The organism is Sphingobium sp. FG11 (assembly GCF_057809915.1).
Window position 1 is genome coordinate 93931 of the sequence record NZ_JBMDKW010000007.1, and the last position, 18690, is coordinate 112620.

Consider the following 18690-nt stretch of genomic DNA (forward strand, 5'->3'; position numbering starts at 1 on the left):
TATGGCGAAGATCAAGATCAAGCAGATCGGTTCGCCGATCCGCCGCCCAGCCGACCAGAAGAAGATTCTGATCGGCCTCGGCCTTGGCAAGATGAACCGGGTGGTGGAGCTTGAGGACACGGCGGAAGTCCGCGGTGCGATCAAGAAGCTGCCCCATATGGTGCAGGTAGTCGAGGGCTGAACAGGCCCTTTCATCTGACGAAATAGAGCGTGAAGAGGGGGAAACCCCTCTTTCGTTTTTGTGAAGGAGGCGCTAGTGGCGTCCCCTCATCGGCTCCCACGGGGGCAGCGCGAACCAAGCGAAAGCGAGTGCACTGACATGAAACTGAACGACATCAAGGACAATGATGGCGCCCGCAAGGGCCGGATGCGCGTTGGACGCGGCATCGGCTCGGGCAAGGGCAAGACCGCCGGTCGCGGCCAGAAGGGCGCCAAGGCGCGTTCGGGCGTCGCCATCAACGGATTCGAGGGTGGCCAGATGCCGCTCCACATGCGCATCCCGAAGCGCGGCTTTAACAATATCTTCGGCAGCGACTATGCAATCGTGAATCTGGGCGCTGTGCAGAAGGCGATCGACGCGGGCAAGCTGGATGCCGGTGCGACCATCGATCATGCGGCGCTGAAGGCTGCGAACCTCGCGCGTGGTGGCAAGGACGGCGTGCGTCTGCTCGGCAAGGGTGAGCTGACTGCCAAGGTCAATCTGCTGGTCGCCGGTGCGTCGAAGGGCGCGATCGAGGCGGTCGGGAAGGCTGGCGGCAAGGTCGAAGTGATCGAAGTCGTGGCCGCCGCTGACAAGGCGAAGGCCAAGAAGGGCACGGCGCTGGCCGCCGCGAAAGCCGCGCGCAAGGGCTGATCGCCCCCAAGGCTTGCAAGCACGGCCCCGCTGCCCGATATGGGTTGGCGGGGTCATGCATATCGGGGGCGTAAGTTTGTCGCGGCCGTGGCAACTCCCCGTTCGACATGCGCAACCCTGCCCGTTAATGGGTTAGCGATTCCAGTCGGGCGGTGCGTCCGGCAAACGTGATTTGAAGGGCAGCCACATGGCATCGAGAGCCGACCAGCTCGCATCCAATCTCAGCCTGGCGAAGTTCGGCCAGGCGACCGATCTCAAAAAGCGTCTGTGGTTCACCTTCGGCGCGCTGATCGTGTTTCGGTTTCTGAGCTTCGTGCCGCTGCCCGGCGTCGATCCGACCGCCCTGTCGCAGCTTTACAGCCAGACCAATGGCGGCATCCTCGACATCTTCAACACCTTCTCGGGTGGCAGCCTCTCGCGCATGAGCCTGATTGCGCTGGGCGTCATGCCCTATATCACCGCGTCGATCGTGGTGCAGCTCGGCTCCTCGCTGTCGCCGCAACTCGCGGCGATCAAGAAGGAAGGCGAGAGCGGACGCAAGAAGCTCAATCAATATACCCGCTACGGCACGGTCGGGCTGACCGCCATTCAGGGCTATTTCATCGCGCGCGGACTGGAAAGCTTCGGCGCGTCCTCCGGCGTGCAGGCGGTGGTCGATCCGGGCATGTTGTTCCGCATCGCGGCGGTCGTCTCGCTGATCGGCGGTACGATGTTCCTGATGTGGCTGGGCGAACAGATCACCTCGCGCGGGATCGGCAATGGCGTCTCGCTCATCATCATGGCGGGTATCGTCGCGCAGTTGCCGGTGACGCTCAGCAACCTGTTCAAATCGGGTAGCGAAGGATCGATTTCGGGCCTGCTCATCATGCTGATCGTGGTCTGCCTCGTCGGGCTGGTGCTGCTGATCTGCTACATGGAGCGGGCGCAGCGCCGCGTGCTGATCCAATATCCCAAGCGCCAGACGCGCCAGGGGCTGATGCAGGCCGATCGCAGCCATCTGCCGCTCAAGGTCAACACAGCCGGCGTTATTCCGCCGATCTTCGCCTCATCGCTGCTGCTGATGCCGCTGACGATCTCGCAGTTCGCGGGCAAGACGGTGGCGGGCGACAGCAAGCTCGGCGATTTCGTGCTGACGCTGAACCAGTATCTGTCGCATGGCAGCCCGGTTTATATGGGGCTGTATGGCCTGGGCATCGTCTTTTTCTGTTTCTTCTACACCGCCGTGGTGTTCAATCCGGAAGAGACGGCCGACAATCTCAAGCGCAATGGCGGCTTCATCCCCGGCATCCGTCCGGGCAAGAATACCGAAAATTATCTGGATTATGTGCTGACGCGCATCACCGTGATCGGGGCCGCCTATCTCGCGTTCATCTGTCTGGTGCCGGAATTCGCGATCGCACGGGCGGGCATCCCCTTCTATCTGGGCGGCACCAGCCTGTTGATCGTCGTCAACGTCACGGTGGATACGGTGACGCAGATCCAGAGCCATCTTCTCGCCCATCAATATGGCGATCTCATCAAGAAAGCGAAGCTCAAGGGCCGCCTGCGCTGACAGGAACGGCGAGCTTGTAGCGCACAACAGGGGAGTATGCGCGCCATGAACATCATTTTGCTTGGACCTCCAGGCGCCGGTAAGGGTACGCAGGCGAGCCGTCTGGTCGATAGCCGGGGCATGGTCCAGCTTTCGACCGGCGACATGCTGCGAGCGGCGGTCAAGGCGGGTACGCCGGTGGGGCTGGAAGCGAAGGCGTTGATGGAAGCGGGCGCGCTGGTGCCTGACGAGGTGGTGTCCGGCATCATCGGCGAGGCGCTCGACGCGCTATCGCCCGAAACCGGCGTCATTTTCGATGGCTATCCGCGCACGGAAGCACAGGCCCATTCGCTCGACGCCATCCTGTCGGAGCGCGGGCGTTCGCTCGATCATGTCATCGAACTGGGCGTGGACGAAGATGCGCTGGTCGAGCGCATCACCGGGCGCTTCACCTGCGCGACTTGCGGGGCGGGCTATCATGACAGCTTCGCCAAGCCGAAAGTCGAAGGGACTTGCGACAAGTGCGGCGGTCATGAATTCAAGCGCCGCCCCGATGACAATGAGGAAACGGTGCGCACCCGCATGGCCGAATATCGCGCCAAGACCGCGCCGATCCTGCCGATCTATGAGGCACGCGGCATCGTGTCGCGGGTGGACGGCATGGCAGACATGGATGATGTGTCGGTCGCGATCTCCACGATCCTGGACGGCGGCGCTTAAGGCTCTCGTCCCTCCCGTGCGGGAGGGCGGCACGCCGATTAGCTGGCGAAGCTACTCGCAACGCTCGGATTGGCATGTGGTAAGCCGGTCCGGGTGACGGGCGCGCAGTTAACTACGATAATAACGGATTTGTTGCGCGCCTGTTGCTATAGGGCGACATGGCTGCAACCGAACGCTCCCGAATAAGGTTAACGGAACTCGATGCCTTGCGCGGTATAGGGGCGCTCTGTGTGCTCGTTTTTCATTATTCGACGCGCTTCCACGAATTGTTTCCCCAAGCGCAACATGTCCCGTTCAGCTTTCCGGGCGGCAATTACCGGGTGCTGCTGTTTTTCGCGATTTCCGGCTTCGCGATCTTCTTCACGCTCGATCGCATCCGCACCGTAGCCGATTTCGTGGTCAATCGTTTCGCGCGTCTCTATCCGGCCTATCTGGTCGCCATGCTGCTGACGTTGTCGATCGAATATATGTCCCATGCCTGGCAATTGCTGATCGGGCCGGGCGCGATTCTGGCGAATATGACGATGTTGCAGGGCTTTGCCTTCCTGCCCGAAGTCGACGGGGCCTATTGGACCCTGACGGTCGAGATCGCCTTTTATTTCTGCATGGTCGCGATCTGGAAATGGGTGGGGTTGAAGCGTCTGGAGCCGGCATTGCTGGTCTGGCTCGCGCTGCGCTGGCTCTTTCACGTCTGGCCCGACATGCCGGAACGGCTCATCATGCTGTTCGTGCTGCGTTATACGCCGTTCTTCATGATCGGCATGCTGGCCTACCGCATCTGGGCGGGGCAGCGCAGCTGGCGGCAGCAGGCGCCCTATGCCGTGGCCGCATTGCTGTCGGTGGTGTCGATGGAGACATGGGATCTGACCGTCGTCGCTCTCTTGTTGATGGCGACCTTTTCGGCCCTTATCCTCGGGCGGTTGCGCTTTCTTGCATGGCGGCCGCTCGTGTGGCTGGGCGGGGTCAGCTATTCCTTCTACCTCATTCACCAGCATGTCGGCTTCGTCGTCATGATGAAGGTGGCTGGAGCGGGTTATGGACCCTGGGTCGGGTTCGCCGCGGCCTTTGTCGTCGCGCTGGTTCTGGGAACGGCCATCAACCGGCTGGTGGAGCGGCCGGCGGGCGAGGCAATTTTGGGCTGGTGGCGGCGGAGGCGATTGCGGGGATCGAACTTGCCGGTCGCGGAAGCCGAAGCAACGTAAAAAGGGCGCCGCCATCGCTGGCAACGCCCTTCCCAATTCAAATCGGCTATCGCCTTATTTCGCGGTCGGTGCAGCGGCCGCCGCATTGTCGGGCAGACCGCCAAGCTGCGTAACAAGCTTGGTATAGGCGTCGAGATAGGCGAGTACGATCACCTGACCGATCGCGGTATTCTGGTAGCCGCCGCCGCCAACCGCCGCGAGGCCGCCCATCCAGCCGAGGCCGCCGCCGCCGCCGAAGCTCAGGTCCGACTTGCGGAAATAGCCTTCGGTCATCGCCTCTTCCTCGGTCGTGCGCGCGTTCACGATCGACAGGGTGACGTTGGCCTCGCTCTTCTTGATCGAGATGCCGCCGGCGATCGCGCCGAGCGTGCCGCCCATGAAGCCGCCGAGCAGGCCGCCGACCGCATTGCCGCCGCTATTATTATTGGTGGTGACGATGTCGGGCTGAAGGAAATAGTCCGCCGCCTTCACCTGGCCCTTGCCCAGATTGCTGCCAGCCTGAAGCTCGCCCGAATCGGCCATGGCGCGTTCCATGTTGCGATTGGCCATCGAACGGCCGCGATTGACGATGCCGAAGCAGCCGGACTGCTGCACGAACAGCTTGATGATCGCCTCCGGGCTGCCCAGGCTCATTTCGCGCCACCACTGATTGTCCGGCTCGACGATGGCGACGGTGCCGAGGCGGCGGGTGCAGTGGGGAATTTCCATCTGCTTCTTCGCCTGCGCCTGTCGTCCCGACGAGCCTTTGTTCGCGGCCGTCGCGGGCGATGTCACCATCGCCATGCCGACGCCAGCCGCCATGATTATCTTGAAAAACTGCATTGTCATGCACCCCGTTAGCTGCGGAAATTCGTTGTCGATTTTTTGCAACCCATCTTTGCCTATCCTGTATCACAACATGGGCGCGGTTCAAGCGACGGGGCGGGCGATGATGGCTGTCGATCGTCCGATGGGCGCAAGATGACAGGCCGATAAATGGCTGCTAGGGCGCGGCGCATGACCGACCTTTCGCATATCCGTAATTTTTCGATCATCGCCCATATCGACCATGGCAAATCGACGCTCGCCGACCGGCTGATCCAGCGCACCGGGGGCCTGACCGATCGCGAAATGAGCGCGCAGGTGCTCGACAATATGGATATCGAGAAAGAGCGCGGCATCACCATCAAGGCGCAGACGGTGCGCCTCGACTATGTCGCGAAGAATGGCGAGACCTATGAGCTCAACCTCATGGACACGCCGGGCCATGTCGATTTCGCCTATGAGGTGAGCCGCAGCCTTGCCGCGTGCGAGGGCGCGCTGCTGGTGGTGGACGCGGCGCAGGGCGTAGAGGCGCAGACGCTCGCCAATGTCTACCAGTCGATAGAGCATGACCATGAGATCGTGCCGGTCATCAACAAGGTCGACCTGCCCGCCGCCGAGCCGGAAAAGGTGCGCAAGGAAATCGAGGACGTGATCGGCCTCGACGCGTCGGAGGCGGTGCTGGCGTCGGCGAAGTCGGGCATCGGCATCGACGAGGTGCTGGAAGCCATCGTCAAGAAGATCCCTCCGCCCAAGGGCGACCGCGACGCGCCGCTCGAAGCGATGCTGGTCGATAGCTGGTACGACCCCTATCTGGGCGTCGTCATTCTGGTGCGCGTGATGAACGGCGTCATCAAGAAGGGCCAAAACATCAAGTTCATGATCGGCGGCACCGAGCATTTGATCGACCGCGTCGGCTGCATGCGGCCCAAGATCGAGACGCTGCCGGAACTGGGGCCGGGCGAGATCGGCTTCATCACCGCGCAGATCAAGGATATCAGCCAGACCCGCGTCGGCGACACCATCACCACGGTCAAGAACCCGGCTAAAACGCCGCTTCCCGGCTTCAAGGAAGTGCAGCCGGTGGTGTTTTGCGGCCTGTTCCCGGTCGACGCCAATGATTTCGACAAACTCCGCGATTCGATCAGCAAGCTGCGCCTCAACGATGCCAGCTTCAGTTTCGAGACGGAGAGCAGCGCGGCGTTGGGCTTCGGCTTTCGCTGCGGGTTCCTGGGGCTGCTCCATCTGGAGATCATCCAGGAGCGGCTGACACGCGAATATGACCTGGACCTCATCACCACCGCGCCGTCGGTGGTCTACAAGATCCAGCTGACTTATGGCGCGGGCGAGATGGAACTGCACAACCCGGCCGACATGCCGGATCCCACCAAGATCGACGAGATCGAGGAGCCGTGGATCGAGGCGGTGATCTACTGCCCCGATGAATATCTCGGTTCCATCCTCAAACTCTGTCAGGATCGCCGCGGCATCCAGAAGAATCTGACCTATGTCGGGGGGCGCGCTCAGGTGACCTATGAGTTGCCGCTCAACGAAGTGGTATTCGACTTTTACGATCGCCTGAAGTCCATCAGCCGGGGCTATGCCAGCTTCGACTATCACCAGATCGGTTATCGCGAGGGCGACCTCGTCAAAATGAGCATCATGGTCAATTCGGAACCTGTCGACGCGCTGTCGATGATCGTCCATCGCGGCACCGCCGAATCGCGCGGACGCGGCATGTGCGAGCGGCTGAAGGATCTGATACCCCGCCATCTGTTCAAGATTCCGATTCAGGCGGCGATCGGCGGCAAGGTGATTGCGCGCGAGACGATCGCGGCGATGCGCAAGGATGTGACCGCGAAATGCTATGGCGGCGACATCAGCCGCAAGAAGAAGCTGCTCGACAAGCAGAAAGAGGGCAAGAAGCGGATGCGCGAATATGGATCGGTGCAGATTCCGCAGGAAGCCTTCATCGCCGCGCTGCGCATGGGCGACGAGGGCTGAGGGCGATCAGCCCTTGCACCAGTCGATTTGGTCCTCGCCGGGCGGCCTTGCATAGCCTTTGAGGATGAGGATCGACCCGAGCGACACCCCGTCGCGGATAAGGATGCGGTCCGATCCGCCGGAGGGGGCCGGTCGGGCGTCGAACGCGCCGCCATTCATCAACCCCAGCATCGCCGTCCGCCCGTTTCGGGCCAGATCGGCTTCCTGGGGACAGCGGGGATTGTCGAGACTGGGCGCGCGAATGTCGGCGACGCGGTAGGTCCGGCCATGCCAGCTATAGCGATCGGCCGACAGCGTGCAGCCATTGCCGCCCGGTTCATCGCAGGCGCTGAACGAATCGATGATGATGGTCGATGCCGGCTGCGCTTTTTCCGGATCGGGGACCGCATAGTGAAAGAGCAGGACGCCCGCGACTGCCAGCAGCAGTGCTATCAGCACGCTGCCTATCGGGACGACCCGTTGCCGGCCATCCTGTCTGTCGCGCAGCCAGGTATCCGGGGACGAGCGTTGGTCGCCGATATCGTAGAGATTGCGCGCCATTTTCCTCACTGCCTAACCTATGACCATAATATAAATGCGGTAAATTTGCGTTAACGGGCAAAGCGCTCTCATCGTCGCCCCTGCGCTTGACGCTGCCGCGACTTCCGTGATGATGGCGCGCGCGACTGTCCGGGGAGACGCGAAATGACCGAGGCATGGCTGTACGACGAAAATCCGGCGATGGTTCGGGCGCATCCCTTTCTGTTCCTGCTGCTGCTGATCTCGGTCGTCGGCATTCTCGCGATCGGGGTGTGGTGGGTGCTGCACAAGGGCGAGCGGCTGGCGCTCAGCGATCGGGAGGCCCTGCTGGAGCGGGGGCTGTTGTCGCGGCAGCGCACCGAAATCGCGTTGTCGAGCATCCGCAGCGTGCGCATCACGCAAAGTTTCGGCCAGAGGCTGTTCGACGTGGGAAATGTCGAACTGTTCAGCGCCGGCGATGTCGCGGAAATCGCGGTCCGCAACATGCCGCGCCCCGGTCGAATCCGCGCTATTGCAGCATCCCGCAACCTCGACCTGCTGCCGCAGCGGGTGACGCCGCCGGACGCCTCCGTGCGGTAGTGCTTGACTTCGCCCGTTTTATTCCAACGATAGCGGGGTGAGAGCGGCCGCAGAGCCGCAACAGGAGGACGCCAGGAAGCCCGCCGCGCCGCATCATGCAGCGCGGTGCTTAGCAGAGGTCGTCTTTCATGGGTTTGCGGGTGATGCCGTCCTTGCCGGATCTGACGGCGGACCAGCGAGAAGAAATAAGACAAACCTGCGGTTTCGCCTGCGTGCGCTGCGGCGTCACCATCTATCGCTATCTCGGGATGCCGGACGGGCCGGGCGCGACATTGCTGTGCCCGACCTGCCACGGGCTGGTCGAAGAGGGGCGGCTGACCCCCGGACAGGTGCATAGTTTTCACGCCAATCCGGTGGTGCGCCAACGCCATTTCGCGCGCGACCGCCTGCCTTTCTCCAACGAGATGCCGCAACTCGTCATCGGCGGATCGCGCCTGTTGCGCGACACCCCCATCCCGATCACGGTGGACGGTGAGCCGATCCTGATCTTCGCACCACCCCGACGCAGCAATGGCGCGATACGGATCAGCGTGCGGCTGGGCGCGCCCGATGGATCGCCGGTGCAGGTGATCGACGGCAACGAATGGCTGCCGGACGATGGCAGCTGGCATTTCCTGCTGCGCGGCGATCGCTACAGCATGATGGCGACACGGGGCGACGGACTGGCGGTTCTACGCATCGTCACGCGCAACCGCATCGCGGTAGAGCATCTGCGCACCACGATAAGAGGGCGTCGGCTCGAAGTGACGCCCGACTGGCTGGAAATCGATGGCAAGCGCCATGTCGACCGCATCGGCAGCGGCACGCTGATCGGGCTGGAATGTTGAGATTTTATTCCGTGCGCGTCATCTTGAGCCGGCCGTTGCGCACCGCAAAGGCCATGCGTCCTTCGACCAGATCGACCGCGTCGCGGCCAAACTGTTCGTAGCGCCAGCCTTCGAGGATCGCAAGATCCTCACGCACGCCCGCCGCCAGCGCATCGATATCGTCGGAACGGGCCAGCAGGCGCGAAGCGACGTTGATGTCGCGCGAGCGGATCTTGAGCAGCAGCTTGAGCAGGTCGGCGACCAGCGCGCCATCTTTGCCAAGGCCGGGCCGCTTGGGATCGCGATCTGGCATTTCGTCCTTGCCGAGCGGCGCATGATTGTTCAGCGCCGCCATCAGCCGCGCGCCGATGTCATTGCCTTTCCATGTGGCCGATAGCCCACGCACCTTGCCGAGATCATCCTGGGTGCGGGGCGGATGGCTGGCGATGTCGGCCAGCGTCTCATCCTTGACGATGCGGCCGCGCGGAAGATTCTTGTCGCGCGCCTCATGCTCGCGCCACGCGGCAAGCGCCTTCAGGCGGCCCAGCACATCGGCCTTGCGGCTGGCAATGCGGACGCGCTTCCACGCTTCAGCAGGATCGTTGATGTAGTTTTCGACGGCGCAGATGCGCTCCATTTCCTGATCCAGCCAGTCGCCGCGGCCGGTGCGGCGCAGTTCGTCCAGCATCTTGGGGAAAATCTGGATCAGATAGGTGACGTCGCCGATCGCATAGTCGATCTGGCGCTTGTCGAGCGGACGGCGGCCCCAGTCGGTGAAGCGCGCCCCTTTATCGAGCACGGTGCCGAGCCACGCCTCGACCAGATTGCCGTAGCCGATCTGTTCGCCCAGGCCGAGCGCCATCGCCGCGATCTGGGTATCGAACATCGGATGCGGCGTCTTGCCGGTCAGATTGTAGATGATTTCGAGGTCCTGCCCACCGGCATGAAAAACCTTGAGCACATCCTCATTGTCGCACATCAGGTCGAGCAGCGGCTTGAGGTCTAGGCCTGGCGCCTTGGGGTCGATGGCGGCGGCCTCATGCTCGTCGGCGACCTGGACCAGGCACAGGTCGGGCCAGTAGCTGTTTTCCCGCATGAACTCCGTATCGACGGCGACATAGGGGGATTTGGCGATGCGGGCGCAGAAATCGGCGAGAGTCTTGCTGTCGGTAATCAGCGGATGAATTTGCATATGGTCTTCGATCTTATTATGGGCTGGCCCGCTCCCTGGCGGGCTGGTCGCAGGTGACGGACAAAGCCATAGCTCGCGCGCAACAGTTTGTCATATCCCTATAGCATATTGAAAGATTCCCGATCCATGCACGCCTATCGCACCCACAACTGCGCCGCCCTTGGTGAGGCCGATGTCGGCGCGACCGTTCGTCTGTCGGGCTGGGTGCATCGCAAGCGCGACCATGGCGGCGTGCTGTTCGTCGACCTGCGCGATCATTATGGCATCACCCAGATCGTCGCGAAGGCGGAGAGCGACCCGTTGCGCGCGCTCGAAAGCCTGCGGCTGGAATCGGTGGTGACGATCGAGGGCAAGGTCGTCGCCCGCGCGGCGGAGGCGATCAATCCGAAGATGGTGACCGGAACGATCGAGGTCGTCGCCGACAGCGTGACGATCCTGTCGACCGCCGCCGAGCTGCCGCTGCCGGTGGCGGGCGAGCAGGAATATCCCGAGGATATCCGCCTGCGCTATCGCTTCCTAGACCTGCGGCGCGAGACGCTGCACGCCAACATCGTGACGCGCACGAAGATCATTTCCGACATGCGCCGCCGGATGGAAGGCGCGGGCTTTACCGAATATTCGACGCCGATCCTGACGGCGTCCAGTCCGGAAGGCGCGCGCGACTTTCTGGTGCCGAGCCGTATCCATCCCGGCAAATTCTACGCGCTGCCGCAAGCGCCGCAGCAATATAAGCAGTTGCTGATGGTGGCGGGGTTCGATCGTTATTTCCAGATCGCGCCCTGCTTCCGCGACGAGGACCCGCGCGCCGACCGGCTGCCGGGCGAATTCTACCAGCTCGATCTGGAGATGAGCTTCGTCACGCAGGAAGATGTGTGGAACACGATGGAGCCGGTGATCGCGCAGGTGTTCGAGCAGTTTGCGGAAGGCAAGCCGGTGACGCCGGCGGGCAGCTTCCCGCGCATTCCGCACGCCGAGGCGCTGCTGAAATATGGCAGCGACAAGCCCGACCTGCGCAACCCGATCCTGATTCAGGATGTGACCGGGCATTTCCACGGGAGCGGCTTCGGCATTTTCGCGTCGCTGGTCGAGAGCGGCAGCGTGATCCGCGCGATCCCGGCGCCGGGCGCGGGCGCGGGCAGCCGGAAGTTCTTCGACGAGATGAACAATTGGGCGCGGGGCGAGGGCTATTCGGGCCTTGGCTATATCAATATCAAGGATGGCGTGCCGGGCGGGCCGATCGCCAAAAATCATGGCGAAGAAGCGACGGCGAAGCTGGTCGCGGCGCTGGGGTTGGGACCGAACGACGGCGTGTTCTTCGCGGCGGGCAAGGAATCGCAAGCGGCCAAGCTCGCGGGCCTCGCGCGCATCCGCGTGGGCGAAACGCTCGACCTGATCGACAAGGATCGGTTCGAGTTGTGCTGGATCGTCGATTTCCCCTTCTACGAATATGACGAGGATTCGAAGTCGATCGACTTCGCGCATAATCCCTTCTCGATGCCGCAGGGCGGGCTGGAGGCGCTGAACGGGCAGGACCCGCTGACGATCAACGCCTATCAATATGACATGGTCTGCAACGGCTATGAGATCGCGTCCGGTTCGATCCGCAACCAGTCGCCGGAATTGATGGTCAAGGCGTTCGAGCTGGTGGGCCTCTCCCAGCAGGATGTCGAGGAGCGGTTCGGCGGCCTGTATCGCGCGTTCCAGTACGGCGCGCCGCCCCATGGCGGCATGGCGGCGGGCGTCGACCGCATCGTCATGCTGCTCGTGGGCGCACAGAATCTGCGCGAGGTGACGCTGTTCCCGATGAACCAGCGCGCCGAGGACCTGCTGATGGGTGCGCCCAGCGCCGCCGAGTTCAAGCAGCTGCGCGAACTGCATGTGCGTGTGGTGGAGCCGCAGACGAAGGGGTGAGTTATCCTTTGCGCCATGCGGAGGACAGGTCCAGCATGGCGCGAAGGAGAGACGGATGACCATCGATCTTGCTGACTATGAATCCGGCGCGAAATTCGCCGGCGATTATGAGGCGGAACTGGCCGCGCTCCAGCAGCGGCTCGCCAAAATCCAGGTCGCGCACATTATCCATGACCGGCGGTCGGTGATCCTGTTCGAAGGATGGGATGCGGCGGGCAAGGGCGGCATCATAAAGCGGATGAGCGCTGACTGGGACCCGCGCTATTATCAGGTCCATCCCATCGCCGCGCCGAGCGATATCGAGCGGGATCATCATTTCCTGTGGCGGTTCTGGACGCGGCTGCCCGCCGGGCGCAACATCGCGATCTTCGACCGCAGCTGGTACGGTCGGGTGCTGGTGGAGCGAGTGGAGGGCTTCGCGACGAAGGCCGACTGGAAGCGCGGCTATGACGAGATCAACGCGTTCGAGCAGCAACAGATCGATGCGGGCACCAACATCGTCAAACTGTTCGTCCACATCAGTCAGCAGACGCAGGACAAGCAACTGGCCGAGCGGCTCGACACGCCGTGGAAGCGATGGAAAACGGGCGCGGACGATTATCGCAATCGGGCACGGCGGGCGGACTATCTCGACGCGCTGCACGCCATGTTCAAACACACCGATACGAAACAGGCGCCGTGGCACGTAATCGACAATAATCACCGCAAGGCCGGACGGATCGCGGCGCTGACCCATGTCGCCGACCGTCTGGAAGCGCTGGTACCGATGGATTTTCCGGCAGCCGACCCACAAGTCGTCAAGCTGGCCGAGCAGGCATTCGGCTATCGACCGCGCGGGGCCGCATCATAAGCGCGGGTGCGTATGTAAAACAGGCTGGCGCGGCCCGAAAATCCGGTTAGGCTGTCCCTCCATAACAAGGAGAGGACTGCCATGCTCGTCATGTTCGTAGGCGCCGACCGCACCGAAACCGCCGTCAACGCCGCGCAAGTCACCTTCGTTTCGTCGGTAAGCGACGGCACCCGCATCCGTTTCGGCGAAGGGCGCAGCGTCACCGTGACCGAGCCGATCGCCGAAGTGCTCGACAGCCTCAATCGTTCTTTACGACCGCATGAATAAACCGGCCTTCCGGGGCTTTCAGGCGATCAGCGCCATTGCCTGCCCCACGGCGGCGATGCCTTCAGGTGAGGCGGCAAAGCCCATATGGGTGCAGTCTACCTCGATCGCCTGATCCCTTTCGGCAACACGGCCCCGCGCGCATTCTGGCTGGATCACGCCGTCGCGCCGCGACCATAGGGCGATCGTCGGCACCGGCGGCTTTTCCTCGCGGCGGCATGCGAAAGGGGGCTGGTCGACCGGACAGCCGGCTACGATCTGGTAGAGCCGCCAGGCATGGTTCGCGCGCGGATCGCCGGAAAAGGGCGTGCCCATCGTGATGACGCCGCCGACTTTGCCGGGAGCATATTTGGCATATTCGCGCGCGAACAGGCCGCCCAGGCTCCATCCGGCCAATATGACCTTGCCGCCCGACACGCGCCGGATAGCGTCGATGCGCCGGTCGATCCGCTCCAGACTGTCGATCTTCGGCCCGAAATTGCGGCCCATGCCCCAGCCATGCGCGTCATAGCCCGCCGCATTCAATATGCCGCGCATCGCCTCCATCCGCGATTCCGACGCCAGCAGGCCGGGCAGCAGCAGGATATGGCGCCCATCGCCCCGGATTTCCCCTGCGAGCGATGCCGCCTGTTTGCGCGTGCGCGCCACGTCGATCGGCAGGCCGGCATTGGCGAGCAGATGCTGAATGGACGGACGCGCCGTGGCGCGCGGCCCGATGGCGAGTCGGTCTTTCCAGAAACTGGCGATGCTGTTGGCGTAAGGCGGCACGATAAATCCCGGATGCCCGAACGGACAAAAATGACATTGTCGTGACAAACGTCCGGGCCGTCCACGGGTTTCATCGCCCCAGCGGAACGGTTCGCCGCGAGTGCGGCTGGATCAGGGGGCGAAGGGGGAGGTTTGGGAAAGCGCTGCGCCGTCCGTCCCGCGCAACTGGCGCGGTTCGAGCACGGCCGCCGTTTCGACCAGATCGAGCGCGCGGCGCGCTTCCAGATAGCGGCGGGCCGATTGCATCCACCGATCGGCAAGGGCGCGGCCGGGCATGGCCTCGACCTCCGCCAGGGCCGCAGCGACGCGCCCGCCGTCAATCGCCCGAAGCGCCCGATCCATGGCCGCCTGCGGGCGCGGCGAAGGGGTGGAAGCCTTGCGGATCGTCACCAGTTCGCGCGCCTCATGCTCCAGCGCGTCCCACCAATTGCCGTCCGGGTCGGGCGCGGCCACCTGATCGGCGATATCGAGCAGGGTGGCGCGCAGGTCCGCCAGCGTCACCGGCTCCCGCGCGGCGTTGATAATGGTTGCCACCGCGCGGGGCTGCGCCTGTCCGAAACGCAGCCGCAACTGACCTTCGATATAGCCGAGCGGCGCGCCGCTATCGAGCGCGCGCCGTGCGGCGAAGGCGACGAGCAATCCTTCGGCGCGCACCGCATTGCCCGACGCCGCCTGCGCTTCGACCGTGATATGGTTCAGCCGTTCTTCGAGTTGCACGGTGCGACCGTCGAGCAATCGTTCCGCGTCCGCGCTCAACGGCCGGACCGGCATGACGGCGAGCGCGGGTGCGCCGGTGGCCACGGGCGCGCTGCGCGGCGAATCGGAAAGGCGTCCGCGCCACCATCGCTGCGCATCGGGCAGGGCGAGGATCGTCAGGACGACGCCGATGGCAAAGGCGAGCAATGGGAGCAGGAGCACCAGCCACAGGTTCCGGGGGCGCGGGACGGCTGCTGGCGCGGCGCGGCGCTCGACGCCGTATTCCTCACTTGTCACGGGGCTGTCTTCCATATCGCCTGATTATTTGCACAATCGGGCGGCGAGGGCCAGCATGTCGTCATCTAGCGGCTGCTGCGTCGCCTGGCTGCTGGCCCAACCGTCGCCGGCGGCCAGCGCCGCCGCCCGGCTGATGGCGACGATATGCAATGTGCCGCGCAGGGAAGGGGGGAGCAGCGCCGCCGCCCGCTCCCCCGCGCGCGGCGAATGGATGAGAAGGATATCGCCCGGCCTGACCAGCGCGGGCAGCGCATCGGCATCGGGAGCGGGAAGCATGGCGTAGATGGCGATGCGACGGATGTGCAGCGGACCGGGGTCCAGCGGCGCGGTGCGCTTGCCCGCCAGATGCAGCACCGCACGATGCCCGTCATGGGCGATCCGCGCGGCGATGGCGCTGCCGTCGGCGGTGCCCGCGGTCACATTTTCGAAGCCCGCGTCGTGCAGCGCCCGTGCGGTCGACGCGCCGACCGCATAGGCTGGCAGGTGACGATAGCGGGCCAGATCGGGTCCGGCCCATCGCACGCCATTGGCGCTGGTCAGGAGGAAGGCGTCGAAATCTTCCGGCCGCGGTGGCGTCCAGTCGAGCGGCTGCGGCGCGAACAGCGGATGCACATGAGCGTTCAGCCCCCGCGCCGTCGCAGCGGCCGCGCTTGCGCTCGCCGCCGGTTCCGGACGCAGTATCAGGACGCGGCTCACCCGGTGAACAGGGCGCGCAGCGACGCGCTGGCCCGGTCGAGCAGCATCCGCCCAATGGATTCCGCCGCCGCCTCGTCACCGCGCGGCAGCCGCGCTTCCTCGTGCACCGTCTCCCGGCCGTCCGGGCTGATGATCTCGGTACGCAGGAACAGCCCCTCGCCATCGACCAGCGCCAACGCCGCGATCGGCGAATGGCAGGTGCCGCCCAGCCCGCGCAGAACGGCGCGCTCCATCATCACGCAATCGAACGTGGCGGAATCGCTGATCGCCGCCAGCGCCGCCAGCACGGGCTGATTGTCGGCCAGCGCCTCGATCCCCACAGCGCCCTGCGATGGGGCTGGGAGCATCGTGTCGATCGGAATGGCGACGCCGACCTCCGCCTGATCCAGCCGGTCCAGCCCCGCCGCCGCGAGCAGGGTCGCATTAACCTCCCCCGCCGCCAGCTTGGCGAGGCGCGTGGCGACATTGCCGCGAAACAGCGTGATCGTCGCGTCGGGACGCAAGCGTTTTACCTGCGCCGCCCGGCGCGGCGAACTGGTGCCGATGAGCGGCCGGGAGGGCAGGGCGTCGAAGCCGGTCGCGCCCACCAGCCGGTCGCGCACATCGGCGCGCGGCAGCATGGCGGCGATGCGGAAGGCGGATGGCCGCAGCGTCTCGACATCCTTCATGCTGTGGACGGCGAAGTCGATCTCGCCAGCGATCAGAGCGCGGTCCAGTTCCTTCGTCCACAGCGCCTTGCCGCCGATATCGGCGAGCGCGCGATCCTGAATGCGGTCGCCGCTGGTCTGGACGGTGACGATCTGGATCGCCTCGTCGCTCCAGCCATGGGCGTCGATCAGGGCGCGGGCGGTCATGTGGGCCTGGGCCAGCGCCAGCGGCGATCCTCTGGTGCCAAGGCGCAACGGTCGTTCGGGCAAAAGCATATGCGGCTTGCTCTAATGACCACGGGCATTAGATGGAAGCGGGAATGACGATTATCCTCGGCCTGGAATCAAGCTGCGACGAAACCGCAGCCGCGCTGGTGACGGCCCACGGGCGAATATTGGCCCATCGGCTCGCGACGCAGGAGGAGGCGCATCGCCCCTATGGCGGCGTGGTGCCGGAAATCGCGGCGCGCGCGCATGTCGAGGCGCTGACGCCGCTGATCGAGGCGGCGCTGGCCGACGCCGATATGACGCTGGCGCAGGTCGATGTGATCGCGGCGACGGCGGGGCCGGGCCTGATCGGCGGGGTGATGGTCGGCCTTGTCACCGGCAAGGCGTTGGCTCATGCGGCGGGCAAGCCGCTGGTCGCGGTCAATCATCTCGAAGGCCATGCGCTGTCGCCGCGTCTCGCCGATCCTTCGCTGGCCTTTCCCTATCTGCTGCTGCTGGTGTCGGGCGGGCATTGCCAGCTGTTGCGGGTCGAGGGGGTGGGGCGCTACCGGCGGCTTGCGACGACGATCGACGATGCGGCGGGCGAGGCGTTCGACAAGACCGCCAAGCTGCTCGGCCTCGGCTTTCCCGGCGGTCCTGCGGTGGAGAAGGCGGCGGCGCTCGGCAATCCCAAAGCGGTTCCGCTGCCTCGGCCCCTGGTCGGCACCGACGATCCGCATTTTTCCTTCGCCGGCCTCAAGAGCGCGGTGATGCGCGCGGCGCAATCGGGCCTGTACGCCAAGGAGGATATCGCCGCGAGCTTTCAGCAGGCGGTGATCGACTGCCTGCTGGATCGCACCCGCCGCGCGCTCAACGCGAGCGAAGGAATCACGGCGCTGGTCGTCGCGGGCGGTGTGGCCGCCAATCAGGCGGTGCGCGATGCGCTGACGGCGCTGGCGCTGGGCCGCGACCTGCCTTTCGTCGCGCCGCCATTGTGGCTGTGCACCGATAATGCGGCGATGATCGCCTGGGCCGGGGCGGAGCGCTTCGCTGCCGGGCTGGTCGATGATCTGACGGTCCCGGCGCGGCCGCGCTGGCCGCTCGATCCGGACGCCGAAAAGGCGCGTGGCGCGGGGGTGAAGGCATGAAGGCGGGCGTTCTGGGTGGCGGCGCATGGGGCACGGCGCTGGCGCAATTGCTCTGTGCCAGTGGCGATGAGGTGCGCTTGTGGGCGCTGGAGCCGGAGGTCGTGACGGCGATTAACGCCGATCATGTCAACCCGCTCTATCTGCCCGGTCTGCCGCTCAGCCCGTCGATCATCGCGACCGCCGACATGGCCGACATGGCCGATCGCGACCTGCTGCTGGTCGTCAGCCCGGCGCAACATCTGCGCGCCGTGATCGCGCAAGCGCCCGCGCGCGTGCCACTCGTCCTGTGTTCGAAGGGGATCGAAGCGGGCACCGGACTGCTGATGTCGGAAGTTGTGGCGGAGGTGCGCCCGCAAGCGCCCGTCGCCGTCCTCTCCGGCCCGACCTTCGCGCATGAGGTCGCGCGCGGCCTGCCCACCGCGATCACGCTCGCCTGCACCGACGCGGCGCTCGGCAACCGGATCGCGGCGCGGATCGCCCGGCCCGCATTCCGGCCCTATCTGTCGGACGATGTGATCGGCGCGGAGATTGGCGGCGCGGTCAAGAATGTCCTCGCCATCGCCTGTGGCGTGTCGGAGGGCGCGGGGTTGGGGCTGAATGCGCGCGCTGCGCTCATCAGCCGGGGCTTTGCGGAGATGACGCGCTTTGGTCTGGCGCGTGGCGCGCGGGCAGAGACGCTGGCCGGGCTTTCGGGGCTGGGCGATCTCGTCCTCACCTGCTCCTCGACCGATTCGCGCAATTTCACGTTCGGTAAGGGACTGGGCGAGGGCAGGGCGCCCGCAGAACTGCTCGCCAATCGCCGGACGGTCGCGGAAGGCGCATTTACCGCGCCTGTTCTCCTCGCCGCCGCTCGCGCCGCCGGGGTCGACATGCCGGTCGTGGAGGCGGTGTGCGGCTTGATCGAAGGGGCAGCGCCCTTGGCGCAGGTCATCGACGCGCTGCTCGCCCGTCCGCTGCGCGCCGAATAAAGTCGCTCGCGGGCGATTTTTACCTTATTCC

20 protein-coding genes are annotated in these 18690 nt (G+C 64.7%); 13 read left to right on the top strand and 7 right to left on the bottom strand.

Annotation, left to right across the window (positions count from 1 at the left end; all coding sequences use genetic code 11):
* Position 1: 1 nt before the first annotated feature.
* The 5 genes from rpmD to ACODSN_RS08225 all read left to right on the top strand — a co-directional run bounded on the left by rpmD (position 2) and on the right by ACODSN_RS08225 (position 4306).
* Entirely contained in the window at positions 2–181 is a 180-nt protein-coding gene (gene rpmD / locus ACODSN_RS08205) for a 50S ribosomal protein L30 (protein ID WP_167304120.1), read from the top strand.
* A gap of 138 nt (positions 182–319) precedes the next feature.
* Entirely contained in the window at positions 320–853 is a 534-nt protein-coding gene (gene rplO / locus ACODSN_RS08210; protein WP_489054529.1) for a 50S ribosomal protein L15, read from the top strand.
* A 187-nt stretch (positions 854–1040) separates the two neighbouring features.
* Complete coding sequence (secY, locus tag ACODSN_RS08215; protein WP_489054530.1) at positions 1041–2405, top strand: preprotein translocase subunit SecY; 1365 nt, start codon at positions 1041–1043, stop codon at positions 2403–2405.
* 45 nt (positions 2406–2450) lie between these two features.
* Entirely contained in the window at positions 2451–3104 is a 654-nt protein-coding gene (locus ACODSN_RS08220) for an adenylate kinase (RefSeq protein WP_489054531.1), read from the top strand.
* Positions 3105–3262: 158 nt separating this feature from the next.
* The gene (locus ACODSN_RS08225) at positions 3263–4306 is read left to right on the top strand and encodes an acyltransferase family protein (RefSeq protein ID WP_489054533.1); all 1044 of its coding nucleotides are present in this window, start codon (positions 3263–3265) and stop codon (positions 4304–4306) included.
* 54 nt (positions 4307–4360) lie between these two features.
* Here the strand turns inward: ACODSN_RS08225 and ACODSN_RS08230 are convergent, their stop codons facing one another.
* Positions 4361–5128, bottom strand: coding sequence for a CsgG/HfaB family protein (locus tag ACODSN_RS08230; protein ID WP_489054534.1), 768 nt, complete (start codon positions 5126–5128; stop codon positions 4361–4363).
* Positions 5129–5302: 174 nt separating this feature from the next.
* Here ACODSN_RS08230 and lepA point away from each other — a divergent pair, with 174 nt between their 5' ends.
* The gene (gene lepA / locus ACODSN_RS08235) at positions 5303–7111 is read left to right on the top strand and encodes a translation elongation factor 4 (protein ID WP_489054535.1); all 1809 of its coding nucleotides are present in this window, start codon (positions 5303–5305) and stop codon (positions 7109–7111) included.
* Positions 7112–7117: 6 nt separating this feature from the next.
* Here the strand turns inward: lepA and ACODSN_RS08240 are convergent, their stop codons facing one another.
* Positions 7118–7651 (bottom strand): nuclease, encoded by a 534-nt coding sequence (locus tag ACODSN_RS08240; protein ID WP_489054537.1) that lies wholly within the window; start codon positions 7649–7651, stop codon positions 7118–7120.
* Positions 7652–7795: 144 nt separating this feature from the next.
* Here ACODSN_RS08240 and ACODSN_RS08245 point away from each other — a divergent pair, with 144 nt between their 5' ends.
* Positions 7796–8209 carry a PH domain-containing protein gene (locus tag ACODSN_RS08245; RefSeq protein WP_489054539.1) on the top strand — a complete coding sequence of 138 codons (414 nt, stop codon included), beginning with the start codon at positions 7796–7798 and terminating at the stop codon, positions 8207–8209.
* A 143-nt stretch (positions 8210–8352) separates the two neighbouring features.
* Positions 8353–9036, top strand: coding sequence for a hypothetical protein (locus tag ACODSN_RS08250; RefSeq protein WP_489054541.1), 684 nt, complete (start codon positions 8353–8355; stop codon positions 9034–9036).
* Between the two features lie 4 nt (positions 9037–9040).
* Here ACODSN_RS08250 and rnd read toward each other — a convergent pair whose 3' ends face one another.
* Positions 9041–10207, bottom strand: a complete 1167-nt coding sequence (gene rnd / locus ACODSN_RS08255; RefSeq protein ID WP_489054543.1) for a ribonuclease D — start codon at positions 10205–10207, stop codon at positions 9041–9043.
* Positions 10208–10333: 126 nt separating this feature from the next.
* On the opposite strand from rnd, the gene aspS reads away from it, so the two are divergent.
* The 3 genes from aspS to ACODSN_RS08270 all read left to right on the top strand — a co-directional run bounded on the left by aspS (position 10334) and on the right by ACODSN_RS08270 (position 13235).
* Positions 10334–12118 carry an aspartate--tRNA ligase gene (gene aspS / locus ACODSN_RS08260; protein WP_489054545.1) on the top strand — a complete coding sequence of 595 codons (1785 nt, stop codon included), beginning with the start codon at positions 10334–10336 and terminating at the stop codon, positions 12116–12118.
* A gap of 55 nt (positions 12119–12173) precedes the next feature.
* Positions 12174–12968, top strand: coding sequence for a polyphosphate kinase 2 family protein (locus ACODSN_RS08265; protein WP_489054546.1), 795 nt, complete (start codon positions 12174–12176; stop codon positions 12966–12968).
* Positions 12969–13049: 81 nt separating this feature from the next.
* A complete protein-coding gene (locus tag ACODSN_RS08270) occupies positions 13050–13235 on the top strand; it encodes a hypothetical protein (protein WP_489054548.1) in 186 nt (61 codons plus the stop codon).
* Positions 13236–13253: 18 nt separating this feature from the next.
* Here ACODSN_RS08270 and ACODSN_RS08275 read toward each other — a convergent pair whose 3' ends face one another.
* The 4 genes from ACODSN_RS08275 to hemC form a co-directional block, all read right to left on the bottom strand.
* Complete coding sequence (locus ACODSN_RS08275; RefSeq protein WP_489054550.1) at positions 13254–14000, bottom strand: esterase/lipase family protein; 747 nt, start codon at positions 13998–14000, stop codon at positions 13254–13256.
* 111 nt (positions 14001–14111) lie between these two features.
* On the bottom strand, positions 14112–15008 hold the full coding sequence (locus ACODSN_RS08280) for a hypothetical protein (RefSeq protein ID WP_489054551.1): 897 nt from the start codon (positions 15006–15008) through the stop codon (positions 14112–14114).
* 9 nt (positions 15009–15017) lie between these two features.
* Positions 15018–15689, bottom strand: coding sequence for a uroporphyrinogen-III synthase (locus ACODSN_RS08285; RefSeq protein ID WP_489054553.1), 672 nt, complete (start codon positions 15687–15689; stop codon positions 15018–15020).
* Positions 15686–16612 carry a hydroxymethylbilane synthase gene (gene hemC / locus ACODSN_RS08290; protein ID WP_489054554.1) on the bottom strand — a complete coding sequence of 309 codons (927 nt, stop codon included), beginning with the start codon at positions 16610–16612 and terminating at the stop codon, positions 15686–15688. Before hemC ends, ACODSN_RS08285 begins: the two co-directional genes overlap by 4 nt.
* A 44-nt stretch (positions 16613–16656) precedes the next feature.
* On the opposite strand from hemC, the gene tsaD reads away from it, so the two are divergent.
* Both tsaD and ACODSN_RS08300 read left to right on the top strand, forming a co-directional pair.
* Positions 16657–17691 (top strand): tRNA (adenosine(37)-N6)-threonylcarbamoyltransferase complex transferase subunit TsaD, encoded by a 1035-nt coding sequence (gene tsaD / locus ACODSN_RS08295; protein ID WP_489054556.1) that lies wholly within the window; start codon positions 16657–16659, stop codon positions 17689–17691.
* Positions 17688–18659 (top strand): NAD(P)H-dependent glycerol-3-phosphate dehydrogenase, encoded by a 972-nt coding sequence (locus tag ACODSN_RS08300; RefSeq protein ID WP_489054557.1) that lies wholly within the window; start codon positions 17688–17690, stop codon positions 18657–18659. The genes tsaD and ACODSN_RS08300 overlap by 4 nt, the downstream gene beginning before the upstream one ends.
* The last annotated feature ends 31 nt before the right edge of the window (positions 18660–18690 follow it).

Excerpts from the sequence above, each read along its gene's own strand:
- rpmD (WP_167304120.1), top strand. The coding sequence starts at position 2 with ATGGCGAAGATCAAGATCAAGCAGATCGGTTCGCCGATCCGCCGCCCA.
- rplO (WP_489054529.1), top strand. The coding sequence starts at position 320 with ATGAAACTGAACGACATCAAGGACAATGATGGCGCCCGCAAGGGCCGG.
- secY (WP_489054530.1), top strand. The coding sequence starts at position 1,041 with ATGGCATCGAGAGCCGACCAGCTCGCATCCAATCTCAGCCTGGCGAAG.
- ACODSN_RS08220 (WP_489054531.1), top strand. The coding sequence starts at position 2,451 with ATGAACATCATTTTGCTTGGACCTCCAGGCGCCGGTAAGGGTACGCAG.
- ACODSN_RS08225 (WP_489054533.1), top strand. The coding sequence starts at position 3,263 with ATGGCTGCAACCGAACGCTCCCGAATAAGGTTAACGGAACTCGATGCC.
- ACODSN_RS08230 (WP_489054534.1), bottom strand. The coding sequence starts at position 5,128 with ATGCAGTTTTTCAAGATAATCATGGCGGCTGGCGTCGGCATGGCGATG.
- lepA (WP_489054535.1), top strand. The coding sequence starts at position 5,303 with ATGACCGACCTTTCGCATATCCGTAATTTTTCGATCATCGCCCATATC.
- ACODSN_RS08240 (WP_489054537.1), bottom strand. The coding sequence starts at position 7,651 with ATGGCGCGCAATCTCTACGATATCGGCGACCAACGCTCGTCCCCGGAT.
- ACODSN_RS08245 (WP_489054539.1), top strand. The coding sequence starts at position 7,796 with ATGACCGAGGCATGGCTGTACGACGAAAATCCGGCGATGGTTCGGGCG.
- ACODSN_RS08250 (WP_489054541.1), top strand. The coding sequence starts at position 8,353 with ATGCCGTCCTTGCCGGATCTGACGGCGGACCAGCGAGAAGAAATAAGA.
- rnd (WP_489054543.1), bottom strand. The coding sequence starts at position 10,207 with ATGCAAATTCATCCGCTGATTACCGACAGCAAGACTCTCGCCGATTTC.
- aspS (WP_489054545.1), top strand. The coding sequence starts at position 10,334 with ATGCACGCCTATCGCACCCACAACTGCGCCGCCCTTGGTGAGGCCGAT.
- ACODSN_RS08265 (WP_489054546.1), top strand. The coding sequence starts at position 12,174 with ATGACCATCGATCTTGCTGACTATGAATCCGGCGCGAAATTCGCCGGC.
- ACODSN_RS08270 (WP_489054548.1), top strand. The coding sequence starts at position 13,050 with ATGCTCGTCATGTTCGTAGGCGCCGACCGCACCGAAACCGCCGTCAAC.
- ACODSN_RS08280 (WP_489054551.1), bottom strand. The coding sequence starts at position 15,008 with ATGGAAGACAGCCCCGTGACAAGTGAGGAATACGGCGTCGAGCGCCGC.
- hemC (WP_489054554.1), bottom strand. The coding sequence starts at position 16,612 with ATGCTTTTGCCCGAACGACCGTTGCGCCTTGGCACCAGAGGATCGCCG.
- tsaD (WP_489054556.1), top strand. The coding sequence starts at position 16,657 with ATGACGATTATCCTCGGCCTGGAATCAAGCTGCGACGAAACCGCAGCC.
- ACODSN_RS08300 (WP_489054557.1), top strand. The coding sequence starts at position 17,688 with ATGAAGGCGGGCGTTCTGGGTGGCGGCGCATGGGGCACGGCGCTGGCG.